Raw genomic sequence first — 15562 nt, forward strand, 5'->3', positions numbered from 1 at the left:
TATGAGCCTCCTTTTAGGCAGATATGAAAAGTTAATCGACTTGTGGATCGATCATTCCTTATGTTATTCAACCTTTCACACCTTGTCAATAACTTTTGGATCGATTAGTATATAATTAAGAAAAACAAGGGGGGATCTCTTATGGCAAGAACTGGACGTCCACGCATTTTTGATCGGGATGAAGCGCTTTTAAAGGCGATGATGCTCTTTTGGGAACAAGGATACGAAGCAACCTCGTTGCTACAACTTCGAGCGGACATGGGGAATATTTCAGCAGCCAGTTTCTATGCGGCCTTTGAGTCAAAAGAAGCCCTGTTTAAAGAAGCTGTTGAACAATATATGGGGACTTTTGGACGAGTCACGGAAAGTCTTGCGGATCACACGCTTACTCCTCGGGAAGCAATTGAAACAACTTTAAGACGTACTGCAAAAATGCAAACGGATAGCGATCATCCGAATGGCTGTTTGATTGTGCTGTCAGCTAGCACATGCTCCTCCAAAAACAATCATATTCGTGAAATTGTTGCTGAAAAAAGAAAGCAGATTCGTAGCCACCTGCAAGATTGCATCCAGCGTGCCATAGATGTTGGTGAAATTCCTTCGTCCATAGATGTCTCGATGATGACTACCGTCTTTGATACCTTCATGCATGGCATATCTACACAAGCAAGGGACGGAGTCCCTTTTGCAACGATTGATCGCGCCATCACGGAGGTAATGGGTATCTGGGAGCTATTTAAACATTCAGCCTGACTTTAAAGCGATAGAAAAACCAAAATAGAGCACTCGGCCATAACGTGAGTCAAATCAAAACACCTTTAAGAAAGTTCTTCCCAGTCGTAAGATAGGGGGATCATTTGAGAGGTGTTTTTGTGTTGGTAACCAAAGTGGGCTACTCCGTAGAAGTAAAGATGAAAGATAGGGGGATCTTTTGAGAGGTGTTTTTGTGTTGGTAACCAAAGTGGGCTACTCCGTAGAAGTGAAGATGAAAGCCATAGAAATGAGATTGGCGGGCGTTTCGGGGAGAGATTATCATGGGGCGTTTTGGACTTAATGGATTGCAAGTTAGGAAAAGTGGGAGGGGAACGTTTATGAGTTTTGATTATTTCTGGGGATTCTTTAGTGCGATATGTGGATATGTATGGTGTTCTGTGAAAAAAAGTCTTAGACTGGGTCCAGTAAATAAAGCAGCGACAGAAAAAGACTTGATAAATAAAGTCTTAGACTGCCGCTGTTGTTGTTCAATTATCGTTTCCCGTTAGTTTAGTCAAGGATGTTACGAAAAAACTATATATTTCGATTTTCATATTTAGATTAACCCCAATTGAAGGATTTAATGAAAATAAATTAAAAATCACCATACTATTTTAACAAAAAATTACTGAACATGTATTTCCGATTTGATATCATTTTGACTTAAAAATTTCATTAAATCATTACTCAGCTGTACAATCTCATTGTTAGCATTATTCGCATAATCCGGCAACATCATATCCCTAACCATTTTAGTTCTTAGCCATGTCATAAAGAAAAGATCCAAAAATAAGTTTGGAAATTTCAGCACCATTTTAAGCATTGATGGATCAATTGAAACGCCAGCTTTTTGTATTGCCCTTAGATAGGTTTTTAAAGTGACTGTTATTTTGCGTGCCGTCTTTCTGGTTCTGGCTGTTTTTTTGTCAATTATCTTATTCTCAGAATGCAAAAAACTCAACATGGCAATATCTGATACGGAATGTGTGATTAAATACGCTTGCATATCCTTTTTAATAACGTAGGGAAGCTTTGCAGTTTTAAATAATTTTGCAAGGTTTTCTATGCGTTCTGTCGCTACACCACTAATTTCTCCAAATGCAGTTGCCGCTATAAACTTTGGTAGAAATCGAGTATGCAATACTCCATCTTTAATCTGTCCGCCGAAGCCAGGAAAAGCTGGTAAAAGTCTATCCCCTACGATATCCAGCCACGAAGAAAATCCAATTGAATTACTAATCATCGTAACTATATTTTTGCTTTGATTATCTTTTAGCGCTAACAATGCTGATTCGGACCGATCATAACGAACGGTAACGAAAATAAAATCGTATACATCGTCATTTTCGAGCGTATCAATGACATTCACTTGTATCGATCTAATTGTACCTTTTTCTATATACTGCAGGCCATTTTCTCTTAATGATTTATATCTATTCGAATGTGCAAACAGGCTAACGTCAAACCCTGCTTCAATAAGCTTTATTGCGTACATGCTCCCGATGACACCTGCACCAAAAATTAAAATTCTATCTTGTTTTGCCGACATATAAACCACCCCTACTTATTAATATTCCTTTTGATTATCCGACAACATGTTGTATGATGTGATTATAAATCTTCATTATTCCTTGATCAACCATCAGTTTTTTATGATTTGTCGGATGATATTCTTATTCACTAGTAGGAGGGTAACATGAAAAAGCAACCCCAAATAACGGAGAAAACAAGACAAAAGTTTGTAGAAGTTTTTTGTGAGTTATATAGCCAAAAGCCGATTGAAAAAATTTCGATTCAGGAAATTTCGAATAAGTCAGGATATAACCGCAGCACCTTTTATCAATATTTTACCGACATTTACGATTTGTTAGACTCTGTTGAAAATGACTTATTGAATGACATAAAAAAAGAATTGGCGAATAAAGAGCTATCGAAGGATACGGTTCAAGATACGCTCAATTGTCTGGATAAAAAAGAACATCTCCTGGTTCTTAATGCCCTTTTGGGTGATTATGGAAGTGCCCGTTTTTTAAAACGCTTAAAGAAAGAAATCACTTTGGATCAATTAGAATTAAACGTTCCGCAAAACCAATCCTTAACGCCATACTTCATTGAGTTTTACCTGACAACTGCTCTTTCTTTGTTTCGTCTTTGGCTCCAGCGTCAAAAGGATTTGTCGTCAGAAGAATTTTTCAAGTTAGTGGAGAACCTATATTCAAAAGGGATTACGCCCTATTTTAACGAATGAGTCTGTCATTCAAACCAAATCCATATGTTCTATAACAATAAATAAGCGCGCATAAGCTTGTTTACACAATATACTCCATAAAAACTGACCTAACTTACTCTTAAGGTGGACGATGTTATAGAGCACGAGATAGGGCGTTATTGCTTATATATTTACTGAGCGACGTTCCATACGATCAGTTTCTATTATATTGAAATATCAACGAAATTGTTTGTAACCTTTTTCAAAAAAATTCGTATCTAACAATTTATTCAACAGTGTAATCATAATTATTAAGGCAAAGGAGAACCATCTGGGAAGAAACTTATATAACTGGCGATAAAAGTACCTAATTTTCAGTATTTGATCCAAATCCCTTGACTATGACGTTAGGTCATAGTGCATAATTCTCACTATAGACGACTAGGAGTGAGAGATATGAACATAAAAACATTGCGTTCAGACCACATTTATCAAAAAGTTGCCCAAGCTTCGCCCGAGGAAAAACTTGAATTATTCAGAAATGAAATGATGGCTCCCTTTATGAAACAATGGCAAATTCAACAGATCCCTTTTAGAGCTGAAGAGGGGAATGGTTTTGACGTTGTTACGTTTAATAGTATAATGCATCGATCCCCTGATCAGATTACCCAGCAGATTTCATCTGAGGTAGAGTTGATTTCATCAGATTTTTTTTGGTTAGAGTGTGAGCACGCGGTAAGGAAAAGCCTCCGTCTATTTATAGAGCATGAAATAAGTCTCCCCGTATCCGAATATTTGTTTACCATTCAACTAGGGAATCCTGAAAGCAGTGCCTTAACAATAAACGAAGGATATAGTGGCTTTGGGGGCATTCCCGGGTTTATCTGGGGTACACTCTTGCCAAATGAGTACACGATTTCTCGAATGAAGGCTGCGCTGGCGCACGAGTGCAACCATAATGTGCGATATCAATTTATTCAGTGGGATCACACCGTTAATTTGGGCGAGCTCATTGTAAGTGAAGGATTAGCTGAAAACTATGCTATGTTCATGTTTGGCGAAGAATTGCTCGGCCCTTGGGTAACGAAAACAAACGCAGACACACTTAACAGGCGCATAAAACCTGTCCTTAGAGAGCAATTGCAATTAACAGGGTTTGATAAATTTGCTCCGTATCTTTACGGTGACGAGATCGCCAAACTTCAAAACTTTGAACCGGTCAATATGCCTTATAGTGCTGGCTACGCTTGCGGATATTATTTAATCCAATATTATTTAAGAAAAACAGGAAGAACAATCTTTGAGGCCACAATAACACCTGCTGCTCAAATACTAGACGAAGTAAAAGGATTTTGGGATGAAGAAACCATTATTAGCTGTTAAAGATATTGTTCAGATTACAGGCATTACAAGCCGGACCTTGCATTATTACGATAGGATTGATTTATTTAAACCGACACATCTGACGGAAAAAGGGTATCGCTTATATGATCGAAGCAGTTTGGAAAAACTTCAAACTATTTTGTTCTTAAAGGAATTGGATTTTTCCTTGAAAGAAATTGCGGACATTTTAAAGCTGACCAGGCAAGAACAGAATCAAATATTAAAGAAGCAGAGACAAACCTTATTTTCGAGAAAACAAAGACTAGAAACCATCATGGTTGCTCTCGAAGAATACGTTTCGGGGAATGATATTAGTAATTTGCAAATTTTCAACAATTCTTCCGTTTTGCCATTAAAAGAACAATATGCAAATGAGGCGAGATTCATCTATGGTGAAACAGAAGCGTATAATGTGTTTAATGAAACGTTGGATAAACTATCACAAGATGAAATAGATGAACGTTTTCAATCGATGGAGGAAGTATTCAAGCAAATTGCGTCTTGTGTCGATCAGCATCCTTCCTCCGATGAAGTTCAGCGATTAATCAAGGAGTGGAAAAAAAATCTAATGCAATTCATGCCATGTGATAAAGAGCTACTGGCTTGCATTGCCGATACTTATAAATTCGATGTACGATTCAATAACTACTTTAATCAATATAGCAATGAGGATTTTGCAGATTTTCTACACAGTGCTATTATGCATCATATATCTCAATCGTGAACAGGAAAATTCGTTTGAAACTTCGGTTGATAAGCGGAGTGTGCAGATAGAAGAGAGGAACAATATAGAAAAGACAGCCAAGATAAATAATTTGAAAGCCACAGATAATGCAGTTTTTATAATAAAAAATGAGGAACAGATAGAGAACGCCATACCATATAAATCGAAAACATTTTGGTATGAGTCTTGGCTGAAGATAAAAGAGTTTTTCGGAGTCTAACACGGTTGAACTAACGGGAAACGAAGGCCCGCGATGGAACTCGCCCAACAATTGGGCAGAGGCATGGGGAACTTCATCGTTATAGGACTCTTTATGAAGTATATTCATGCTGGCAATGGACAACGCTTAAGGTTAAGTATTATCTTATACGGGAGGTCATCGCTTCTTGAAATTTGAACTAGGACGTTGCTTACTGAATGAACGATTGATGGAATCCGGAAAGTCAGCGGAATGGCTGGCAAAAGACTTGCTTTTTAAACCGGAACGAGTTTACGACTTTATTGAAAACAAAAGAGTGATGCCACTCAAAATTGCCATATCGATCGCCGATTCCATCGGTTGTGATGTTCGTGCCTTGTATGAATTAATTCCGAACGATAATGAAGTAAAGGGAGATTAAGGGAATAAGTGGTAGGTTGCATTAAAACTACAAATGTGATCCATTAAGCTAGTTAATGATAAACGATAGCTCAATCAAAATGAAAAGGCAGCCGGTCAAATGATCGGCTGCCTTTTCATTAGCTAATAAGCAGTTTACAGTAACGAAACTGATACATTTTGGATTGAGAAACCGTCTTTATACTGAAGCAGCAAAAGGAGGGGAGGTTAGGCTAGCTAGGCAGGAATGATTTGAACAAATGAAAATGAAATTTTTTTTAAAGGAGACTTTTGATGAGATTGTTTGAATTATTGCTATATTTGTCAAACATCAGTTTGTTTGTATTAACAGTTGTATTAAAAAAAGGTCAGCGTATAATTCCAGTATTCGTTGCAAGCGGGATCGCCGCAGTTTTACTGGTCATTCATTGGACGGTGGAAGGATACAGAGTGCAGCTGTTTTTATCATATTGCATAACGGTCTTTTTTTTAGCCATTTCAAGTTATAGTTATTTTAAAAAAAGCAGTTTCCAAAAAATCCCTCGATTCCTGTTGGGTTCAGCTTATACCGCTATAGCGATCATGCTGGTCGGAACAGCGGTCCTCATGTATACTTTTCCTGTGTTTAAACTCCCTGAACTGACAGGCATATTTAAGGTAGGAACGCAAACGTTTCATTTTGTGGATACCAATAGGGAAGAGATTTTTGATAAAGCAAGAGAGGGTAAAAGAGAATTGATGGTTCAGGTATGGTATCCGACTCAAGCTGGTAGTGGCAAGCGAACTGCTTTTATTCCCGATACGCGGATTTTAAGTTATATGGCCGCGAACTATGGTCTTCCCGGGTTTACTTTTCAACACCTGAAGTACGTATCCAGTCATGCATATTCGGAAGCGGAAATCTCTACGGCAAAGACTTCATACCCACTGATCCTTGGGAATCCCGGCAACGGCTCTTCTAGGTTCCTCCACACGTCGCAAGCCGAATATCTCGCGAGTCACGGATATATCGTGGCAATGATCGACCACACCTACAACACATCTGCAACCGAGTTTCCGGACGGTCGAATCACGACCAGCACAACCAACGACTTATTCTCGCCTGACCATGATTATCGGACGGAAAGCGGAAATCGCGACAAGTTAGGGAAAGTTTTAACCGACGATGTGGTGTTTGTGCTGGACCAATTCGAACTTATCCAATCGGGGCAGATTCCAAGTCATCTAAAAGGCTGGATTGATCTCGACCATGTCGGGGTGTTCGGTCATTCTATCGGTGGAGCAACGGCTTATGACGCTTCTTACGATCCGCGAATCGCGGTTGGCATAGACCTAGATGGAGGGCTTTATCGTTTGCGTGAAAGAGAGGGACTGCAAAAACCGTTTTTATTCCTCAACTCGGAAAGCTATTTTGAAAAATTAAAAATGGTGATGGATAACCGGGTCTACACGGATGCAGAAATTAACCGTATAGGCTCAACCAGAGAGTGGGAGGATCAAGTAACGGAAGATAAAAAGTTAGAGCTAGAACGGATGCGCAAAGCGGTCGACGAAGGGGGACAAGTCCTCTATATCGAAAATACGGAGCATTTGAATTTTACCGACGTACAGTTCATTTCTCCGATTTTCAAAATGCTGGGCATTACAGGAAAGATTGAGCCCGATAGAGCGGACTCCGTTACCAATACCTATATGCTGAATTTCTTCGATATGTATCTGAAAAATCAAGACGGAATCTTAATGAAAGGACCGGATAGCCGTTTTCCGGAGGTGAAGTTCGTAACCTCGCTATAAATTACGGAGCAGGTTAATATGATTGCAGTTATTTTAGACTGAAGCAACATCATTACGCTTACGGGGAATGATCGATCAATCCATACACGATAGCAGCCGTCTAGATGATCGGCTGTCTTTTTATTAAGCTAACGGCCACCCGTTAACTTTACCCTTTTAAGTACCGTAGCCGAAGTAGAATATTGTTACGCCATCCCGATCATACGATCGAGGAAGAAAGTGCTCCAATTTCAGTCATTCTGAAAGAAACCAAAAGAATGAGCAACATGGTAGACGGCCTACTTCTTCTGGCAAGAGGCGATTCACATGAGGAAGTTATCTCATGCACACCTGTTCGTATTGACGGGATCATTAAAGAGATCGCCAAAAAAATGGAGCCAATAATGGATTACAAGCAGTTGCGGGTACAGCTTCATGTCGAAGGCTCGGAATTGCTCATGAATGGAGATGAGAATCGTCTCATACAGTTGTTCATGATTTTGTTGGACAATGCCATTAAATTTACGCAGGCGGATGGGCAAATCGATCTTGAGTGTCTTAGGCAGGGGAAATCAGTTCTTGTAACCGTCAAGGATAACGGAGTGGGTATTTCGGAACATGAATTACCACTCGTATTTAATCGCTTTTATAAGGGAGATTCCTCTAGAAGTAGAGGGGATCATGGAGCAGGTCTAGGGCTATCGATCGCACGTTGGATCGTCGATCAACATCAAGGTACTGTCCACATTAGCAGCGGGGTAGGGTGTGGTACGACAGTTATGATTCGTTTTCCGGTGATTAGTTAAATAATAATAGTACTCTTCAAAAGAGACTTACAATTGTTGTCGGGACTTTTGGGGATATCTACAGAACGCAGCAAAGTTCTTTATTATCTAATCTTTTCAAAAAAGAAGAAATTAGTACATACTGTGCAATAAGCGAAGAAGATTATATGGCTTCGCTACCGGTTATTAGCGCATATAAACAAAGGGTGATTATCGCTCAATGTTTAACTTGGATGTGATGCCTTGTAGGAATTTCAAAAAAACCGTTGAATCAGCTCAACAGTTTTTTTAAATGCATTTGTGTGTCGTCCTATAAGTGGTTGATGAAACTCTGAGCAATTGATATGGCCAGTCGAAATCGCAAGGCTCTAATTAATGATGTGGTTATTGCTCGGAACTCGAAAGAGGAAGTGATAAATAGATCAAATAATATAAACCCCTAGATTGTCATATTATAGATCTATGTATAGTCTAAGTAGAATGCATCTTAGTGACATATGTACAAAATACGGGTTTTGTGAGGAAGTAGTATATAAATTAAAGGAACCAACCAATTTGATCCAAATTATTGCCAATTTACTGTCTATTAATGATTATCTAATCAATGTTCAAACCTGTTCAAAATAGCTGCCCTTTCATAAGCAATTGATTCTTATTTAGTAATCGCTTTATCTTAAACGAGTATTAAGCTTTAAAGCTCATCAAGTCTCGCATAAAACTTTAAGTGCTGATAATGTTTTTATTGTTGCATTAGATTACATAACTCTTGATTATATAAATTGACTATTACCATTATTTAACTTTTATAATCATCCTCATACATGTTCATCTTTAAAGCTTTAATTTCAAAGCAACTCTTCAGCTATCCTTAATTGTCTTTCCCGTTCTTTAGTAGCTGCCTCTGCAACTGAAGAATGTTCTGATATGTAATTCACTAGTTTAACTGCATAGTCACTGCAAACCATAGCATGTCCTCTCATATGTCCAGTTGCAATGGCTTGTGCAAAAGAACGGGCAGCATACTTACTAACCTCGGTTGTGGACTCTTTGGCCAATTCATTGACTATGAATCCAACTTTTCTTAAATCAAAGGCTCTAATCTCACCAGTTATACGCTTTTCTAGCGTTTCTATACCTAAATCAATCCGCGGGTCATTTACAAGCTGCTGGTCCAGATGATCCAGGTGCTCAACTGCTACTTTCAAAGCCCATTTGGCCAGAAACTTCTGCGGCAGCTCTTCAAGCGTTTCTTCAAGCCAATTTCTTAATTCATGGTTATCTACAATCTTTATCTTTGGACTACTATAAGTAAACATGTTAGTTTCTCTTAATTGCTGTTCATGTTTATTCCATGCATATTCCTCAATATTCAACGAATCACTCCCCCATTACAATACGGCACTATTTAATTGCTTCAGATCTTCTTTTATAAAAAGAGTGTACCATACTGAAAAAATGTAAATTAGCCATATTCTACGCGAATAGTCGCCTTTATTACTCCGATGCTGGGTAAACATCTCTTCGATGATATTCATATTGAATATTTCTTCAATGCCACTATAGCGGATTTGTTCAAACATTATATCTGAAATTGGAGTTTTGAGCCAATCACGAATGGGCACAGGAAATCCTAGTTTCGGGCGATTCACAATAGCTTCCGGAACGATTCCTTCCATAGCTTTACGCAAAGCAAGTTTTGTTGTTTTTTGCCCAATCCGATTGGATACAGGTATTTTACTAGCCGTTTCGAAAACCTCTTTATCTAAAAATGGGACTCTTAATTCCAATGAATGTGCCATAGACAGCTTATCTGCTTTTGATAAAATGTCTCCAGGTAACCAAAAATTCATATCAATAGACTGCATTCTTGTCGTAGGGTCTAGGTGAGCTGTCTTATCATAAAAAGGCTTAACGATATCCGCGGGATGTAAAAAGCTATTCTGAGCGTGTACCGACCCGTGGAGCAAATTCATCTTGCCGGTTTTGTTAAAGATGTTCGCATTACCGAAAAATCGCTCTTCTAAAGGTGTCAGACCTCGAAGTAAATAATTTTTCCCATAAAAATGATAGGGATATACGGATAATGATTTTCGTAACGAATCCTTTATAAAGTTAGGCATCCAGGTTATCGGTCTTAAAGCATTTGGCTCTCTATAAATTCTGTATCCTCCGAATAACTCGTCAGCGCCTTCCCCTGATAGGACAACCGTAACATGTTCTTTGGCAAGCTGGTTTAGATGATAGAGTGCAATGGCAGAAGGATCCGCTACAGGTTCATCTAGATGCCAGACCGTTTTCGGGATACTTTCAAAAAAGTCTTTTTGCGATAAGATGTGAAAATAATGATCTGTCCCCAGTTTGGCTGCTGTTTGATTTGCAATGATTGTTTCATTGTTCAACCCTTCAAATCCAATTGAAAAGGTTTTGGTGGATTCTTCTGTTCTCATCATTGCAGCTATAGCTGTAGAGTCAATTCCACTGGACAAAAAACATCCTCTATTCACATCACTTTGTAAATGAAGGTTTACAGACTCTTTCAATTTCCACTGAATTTCTTCTGCGTAGTCTGCTAAAGATCGTACTACCGGTTGAAAATGGGGTTCCCAATATTTCTCGATCTTCATTTCACCTTCCGAGTTAACAAATACTCGCTCTGCAGGTCCTAATTTATGAATGTGTTCAAACATCGTATCAGGATGCGGGACATACTGAAAAGTTAAGTAGCTGAATAAACTTTGATACTGAAGCTTTCTGGGTACCCCTTTCACTGCAAGTATGCTTTTAATTTCCGAAGCAAATAAAAGATTATTTTCGTCTTTGTAATAATAAAAAGGCTTGATCCCGAAATGATCTCTAGCAGCAAAAAGAGATTGTTCCTTAAGATCCCAAATCGCAAAACTAAATATTCCACGTAAATGATGGACACAGTCCTTGCCATATTCCTCAAATAAATGCACAATGACCTCTGTATCTGATTGCGTCTGAAAGTGATGTCCCTTTAGCTTAAGTTGATCTCGTAGTGTTTTATAATTATAGATTTCACCATTAAAAATAATCCAAAGAGTACGATCTTCATTCGTCATCGGTTGATTGCCATCACGTAAATCAATTACAGACAATCTGCGAAAACCAAGTCCAATGCGAGAATCGAGCCATACTCCCTCATGATTGGGACCTCGGTGATTCATAACCCCTGTCATTTGTTTTAAGGTTTCTTCATGTGGTGGCTGTCCATTATATTTTAATATTCCTGCTATTCCACACATACTCTGGCAGTCCTTCCTATTATAAAGATTAGGATATAGAGTGCCCATAATTGCTTTGATAAATTTATCATTTTTTTCTAAAGGATTCACTTATTTGAAAATATAAAAAAGAAAAGCCTGTATTAGCAGGCTTTTCTCATTCATTTTTACTTTATCTCTCCCAGAAAGCTTCTAAAGTTCTCGACAATGTCTTTAGATCGGGTATGGTGCAAATAATGCTCCCCATCAAGCAACATCAATTTCCCGTGTAAGGAGTCTTTTATCTGTTCTTTATGCAGGGATTCCCAGCCTGGAACATCCGTATTTTCTTTCACAAGGAAGAAAATAACAGGAAGATCTTTAGGGAAATTTAATGTTTCCGTGGCTTTGAAATTGCTTTTAAAATGCTCTGCTTCGCTGATGATATTAGGATTCATCATGTTTTTAAGTGAAATCATTCTATTTTGTTCTTTAGTTTCCTCATCATCACTTGGTGTAACGATTTGGGCCGGGTTGAGTTTTACCATCAATCGCATAAATCCTGATTTTTTAAGCAGCTTATAGGTTCCAGATGGAAATTCTTCATCGTTGCCCCCTTGTGTGGGTACGCTGCTGTCGATGCCTACGAATGCACTAACTTCGTTTTCGTATTTGTTCACATAGTCCAGTCCGTAAATTCCCGCTATAGAATGTCCCATCAGAATATAACGATCTATCTTTAATTCTTGTAAAGCTTCATGAAGCTCACTCACTATATTGTCGACCGTTCGTTCTTTTGTGGTGACATCACTTAGTCCATAACCAAACGGCTCAACTACTACAACTTTATAGAAAGGAGTCAGTTCATCTACAAGTGGTTTGAAATCAATTACGGGTGATGCGGTTCCAAACCCTGGGAGTAACACGACCGTTTCCTTGCCTTGCCCTTGTATGGTTACATTCATCTTTTTCCCGTCGACAGGTACAAGCTGACCATAGGGTTCTATTTTTCCTTTCTCCACTTTATTGCTGATCACATTGACTGTAAAAACGATGACCAGAAAAAGTGCTATGAGTATGACTATAGCGACTATTACTTTAAGTAAAATTAATAATGTTTTCTTCATACTTTCATTTCCTTCCTTGATGTTTCTTTTAGTTTCTCGAACTTCTGCACCCCTTCTTGTTATCCCTTATCTTTTGTCTATTCCATTCTATCAATCCAGTCTTAGATCCTGTGTAACGCAAGTTTAATTGATTCTTAACTTTCAACAGCCCCTAATGATAACGATTTAAGCTTCTGTTAAGATTGGAATAACAAAAAAACACCTTTAGTTATCCGTCGATTAACCATAGGCCAATTCAACGTTTTCTAAAGGTGTAGTTTCCACTTATTAGTTCATTGATTATTTACGCGCTGCACGAAGCTTCTCAGGAGTTACATCATTTCCATCCGGATCTAATATTGTCACTCCAGAAAGACTGTTACGAACTTGTCCACGAATTTCACGCAGGTAGTCTTCACGCAATGCGATCTGTTCAACCCATTCGCCTTGTGTCAGACCTACTTCACGTTCTTTCTTAGCTAATTCATTGATGCGAGTCAAACTTGTAATCATCTATGTTCCTCTTTTCTTAGTTTTAATTAGCTTACTAACGGTTATGGCGATTAGTTCCAGATTCAAGCTAAATTATCAGCCATTTGTTTCATAAGTCTTCTTAATAATAAACGTTCTTCAGGTATAATTCCGGCTAGTAATTTATCCAGCTGTTTGTTCCAGATCTGTTCCACAGGTTCGCAGAGATTACGTCCGGCTGGGGTTAGATACACTCGGCTAACTCTGCCATCTTCAGGATCTCTTTTTCGAACAACAAACCCATGATTTTCAAGAGATTTCACCATATTTGTTATGGTTGGAGGCTCACAATTCAAGCGTTCACTTAGCTGTATCTGTGTCATTCCATCTGTTCTCCATAACCGGCATAATAACTGTTCTTGACCCACATGAAGATTAAGTTCTCTAAGCAGCTCTGCATAATCTCTACGCATTTCCGCTGATATTCTATCCAGTAGTTCCCTTATCTCATCTTCTATCACAGATATTTCCTCCGTACTGCCTTACAAATTACTTAGCAAGCTAATAATATCACGATTTATTAAAAATTTCAAATAAATGTCCGTAACGTTCATCCTGTTTGCTGACCAAACCATTAAAAAAGGAGTAAAACCACAAGATCACGTAGATCTTGTTTTTTTACTCCTGCCCAGTCAACACTTGACTTCGTTCTCAATTATTTTGTGGAAGCCGCACTTCAAACATCGTCCGCACTACACTGCTTTGTGCAGAAACTGTTCCAGCATGTTGTTCCACAATGTTTTTAGTGATAAATAAGCCCAGTCCCGTACTCCCTGTGGGATGCGTTCGCGCTCGATCCCCGGTGTAGAACATATCAAAAATACGCGGCAGCTCTTCCGGATCAATACAATCTCCATAGTTAATAATCTCAATAACGACTTCGTTTTCTTCTAAATACCCATGAATATCAATAAATTGACCGTCGCTTCCGTATCGCGCTGCGTTAGTGAGAAGATTCTCAAATACACGTGCCAGCAGCTCACCGTCACCCTCTATCTTCAGAGGTTGGGTTACATCCAAGCGGGAAGTAAGACCATTTTTCTCAAAAACGGGATATAACTCTTCATTTAATTGTAAAAGAAGCTCACTAAGGTCGATCGAGGTTTTCTCAAGCGTAAGCTTACCGTAGTTCATTCTTGTAATTTCAAATAGCTCATCAATTAATTTTTCCAAACGTTGAGATTTAGTATAAGCAATCGTTGTATAATGTCTGGTCTGTTCTGGCGTTAATTCATTGTCCTTAAGGATAAAATCCAAATAACCTATAACTGAGGTAAGTGGAGTACGCAGATCATGTGCCAGATTTAACACAAGTTGATCTTTACTGCTCTCCGCAAAGTCTCCCCGCTCAATAGCTTCCTGAAGATGATCAATAGCCAGATTGATATCATGGCCAATAAGGCCGAATTCATCTTTAGAAGGGATATCCACCCGCTCCGAGAAATCACCCGACGCCAGCTGATGGATCCCTTTCGAGATTTCCTTGAAATAATTTGCATATGGTTTAGTAAATATAAAAAAGAATAAGATGGCCAAAGGAATGAAGATAATCAAAAACGCATTAACATCACCGATATCCCGCATCAAGTAGCGAACTTTAGTCAATGGATTTTCTAATAAGACCTCTGATCGGTAATATCTCTGCAGAATTTTATAGATTGAAAAGGTAATTCCACCGGATACAAGCATACTGGCCATCAGCAGCATAATCATTTTTGTACGAAAGCTATAAATCATTTTAGGCATTGGTTGTATACCCTTCCCCTACTATTTATCTTTGTAGTGACAATGGTATATGAATTCATTCAAAATCTCAAATCCTTCGAATCAAAGATCTTTCCGCACAAAAATCCGCAGAGAAATGATATATGAACAGCTAAGCAAGAATATATAAGCCAGCCCTAGGATTATAAAGGGAATGACCGTACCTTTCACTCCAAAACTTAGCCATCTGTTCACATCAGGTATCCACTGGATCAAAAAGCTAAATACGTTCGGGCCAAACATAACAATCATCATAAATACAAGATTAACCACTTGTGCCCCCTTTGCCCCTAACCAGTAATGAATCGGTAAATAAAGCATCGCAAGGAGAGGGAAAATGGATATCGTAATACCAACCTCTTGCCAAAAATGAGGGGTTACGGCTTTACCTGTCACAACAATCAGGAGATAGGTAAAGGCCGTTGCTGCCAGCCCGACAAGAGCAAACGGAAGGATCGAAAAATATTTGGCACGGACAAGCTCTTGTCTCCGTACAGGGAGATTAACGAGAAACCGTTGCGTCATCTGCTGAGTATCCATTGAACAGGAGCTTATCAATAACAGCATAGGTGGCATTACCGTAAATAAACTGAAGCTATGATAGTTCGAGTACGCTATAAAAATAAAGAAAGGGATTAGCAGCATCAGAAATTTACGCAAAAGAATGAAGTCTTTTTGAATTAAAAAAAATGATTTATACACTTTACGTCCT

Annotated in this window: 15 protein-coding genes; 7 read left to right on the forward strand and 8 right to left on the reverse strand. The window is 38.6% G+C overall.

Going from position 1 to position 15562, the window contains the following annotated elements:
- Nucleotides 1-141 precede the first annotated feature (141 nt).
- Nucleotides 142-753, forward strand: a complete 612-nt coding sequence (locus MKZ16_RS16995; RefSeq protein WP_038571358.1) for a TetR/AcrR family transcriptional regulator — start codon at nt 142-144, stop codon at nt 751-753.
- Between the two features lie 625 nt (nt 754-1378).
- Here MKZ16_RS16995 and MKZ16_RS17000 read toward each other — a convergent pair.
- Nucleotides 1379-2302 (reverse strand): 2-dehydropantoate 2-reductase N-terminal domain-containing protein, encoded by a 924-nt coding sequence (locus MKZ16_RS17000; protein ID WP_339814310.1) that lies wholly within the window; start codon nt 2300-2302, stop codon nt 1379-1381.
- A gap of 147 nt (nt 2303-2449) precedes the next feature.
- Here MKZ16_RS17000 and MKZ16_RS17005 point away from each other — a divergent pair, with 147 nt between their 5' ends.
- The 6 genes from MKZ16_RS17005 (at nt 2450) to MKZ16_RS17030 (ending at nt 8246) form a co-directional block, all read left to right on the forward strand.
- Complete coding sequence (locus MKZ16_RS17005) at nt 2450-3001, forward strand: TetR/AcrR family transcriptional regulator (RefSeq protein WP_076106724.1); 552 nt, start codon at nt 2450-2452, stop codon at nt 2999-3001.
- 417 nt (nt 3002-3418) lie between these two features.
- A complete protein-coding gene (locus MKZ16_RS17010; protein ID WP_076106726.1) occupies nt 3419-4345 on the forward strand; it encodes a DUF2268 domain-containing protein in 927 nt (308 codons plus the stop codon).
- Nucleotides 4320-5069 (forward strand): MerR family transcriptional regulator, encoded by a 750-nt coding sequence (locus MKZ16_RS17015; RefSeq protein ID WP_036676991.1) that lies wholly within the window; start codon nt 4320-4322, stop codon nt 5067-5069. Before MKZ16_RS17010 ends, MKZ16_RS17015 begins: the two co-directional genes overlap by 26 nt.
- Before the next feature lie 386 nt (nt 5070-5455).
- On the forward strand, nt 5456-5689 hold the full coding sequence (locus MKZ16_RS17020; protein ID WP_076106729.1) for a transcriptional regulator: 234 nt from the start codon (nt 5456-5458) through the stop codon (nt 5687-5689).
- A 272-nt stretch (nt 5690-5961) separates the two neighbouring features.
- Nucleotides 5962-7461: a dienelactone hydrolase gene (locus MKZ16_RS17025; protein ID WP_036676986.1), complete on the forward strand. Its 1500-nt coding sequence runs from the start codon at nt 5962-5964 to the stop codon at nt 7459-7461.
- A 182-nt stretch (nt 7462-7643) separates the two neighbouring features.
- Nucleotides 7644-8246, forward strand: coding sequence for a HAMP domain-containing sensor histidine kinase (locus MKZ16_RS17030; RefSeq protein WP_076274568.1), 603 nt, complete (start codon nt 7644-7646; stop codon nt 8244-8246).
- Between the two features lie 824 nt (nt 8247-9070).
- Here the strand turns inward: MKZ16_RS17030 and MKZ16_RS17035 are convergent.
- The 7 genes from MKZ16_RS17035 to MKZ16_RS17065 all read right to left on the reverse strand — a co-directional run bounded on the left by MKZ16_RS17035 (nt 9071) and on the right by MKZ16_RS17065 (nt 15552).
- Nucleotides 9071-9598: a putative immunity protein gene (locus MKZ16_RS17035; RefSeq protein WP_081393459.1), complete on the reverse strand. Its 528-nt coding sequence runs from the start codon at nt 9596-9598 to the stop codon at nt 9071-9073.
- Between the two features lie 15 nt (nt 9599-9613).
- Nucleotides 9614-11491: an asparagine synthase (glutamine-hydrolyzing) gene (gene asnB, locus MKZ16_RS17040; protein WP_076106733.1), complete on the reverse strand. Its 1878-nt coding sequence runs from the start codon at nt 11489-11491 to the stop codon at nt 9614-9616.
- A gap of 146 nt (nt 11492-11637) precedes the next feature.
- A complete protein-coding gene (locus MKZ16_RS17045) occupies nt 11638-12576 on the reverse strand; it encodes an alpha/beta hydrolase (protein WP_076106736.1) in 939 nt (312 codons plus the stop codon).
- Between the two features lie 279 nt (nt 12577-12855).
- Nucleotides 12856-13068 (reverse strand): DUF896 domain-containing protein, encoded by a 213-nt coding sequence (locus MKZ16_RS17050; protein ID WP_036676956.1) that lies wholly within the window; start codon nt 13066-13068, stop codon nt 12856-12858.
- Between the two features lie 62 nt (nt 13069-13130).
- The gene (locus MKZ16_RS17055; protein ID WP_254848917.1) at nt 13131-13547 is read right to left on the reverse strand and encodes a MarR family transcriptional regulator; all 417 of its coding nucleotides are present in this window, start codon (nt 13545-13547) and stop codon (nt 13131-13133) included.
- Between the two features lie 190 nt (nt 13548-13737).
- Nucleotides 13738-14832, reverse strand: coding sequence for a HAMP domain-containing sensor histidine kinase (locus tag MKZ16_RS17060; protein WP_036676951.1), 1095 nt, complete (start codon nt 14830-14832; stop codon nt 13738-13740).
- Between the two features lie 81 nt (nt 14833-14913).
- The gene (locus MKZ16_RS17065) at nt 14914-15552 is read right to left on the reverse strand and encodes an ABC-2 transporter permease (protein WP_036676948.1); all 639 of its coding nucleotides are present in this window, start codon (nt 15550-15552) and stop codon (nt 14914-14916) included.
- Nucleotides 15553-15562 lie beyond the last annotated feature (10 nt).

It is taken from the genome of Paenibacillus sp. FSL R5-0928, assembly GCF_037970385.1.
Classification (GTDB): domain Bacteria; phylum Bacillota; class Bacilli; order Paenibacillales; family Paenibacillaceae; genus Paenibacillus_AQ; species Paenibacillus_AQ odorifer.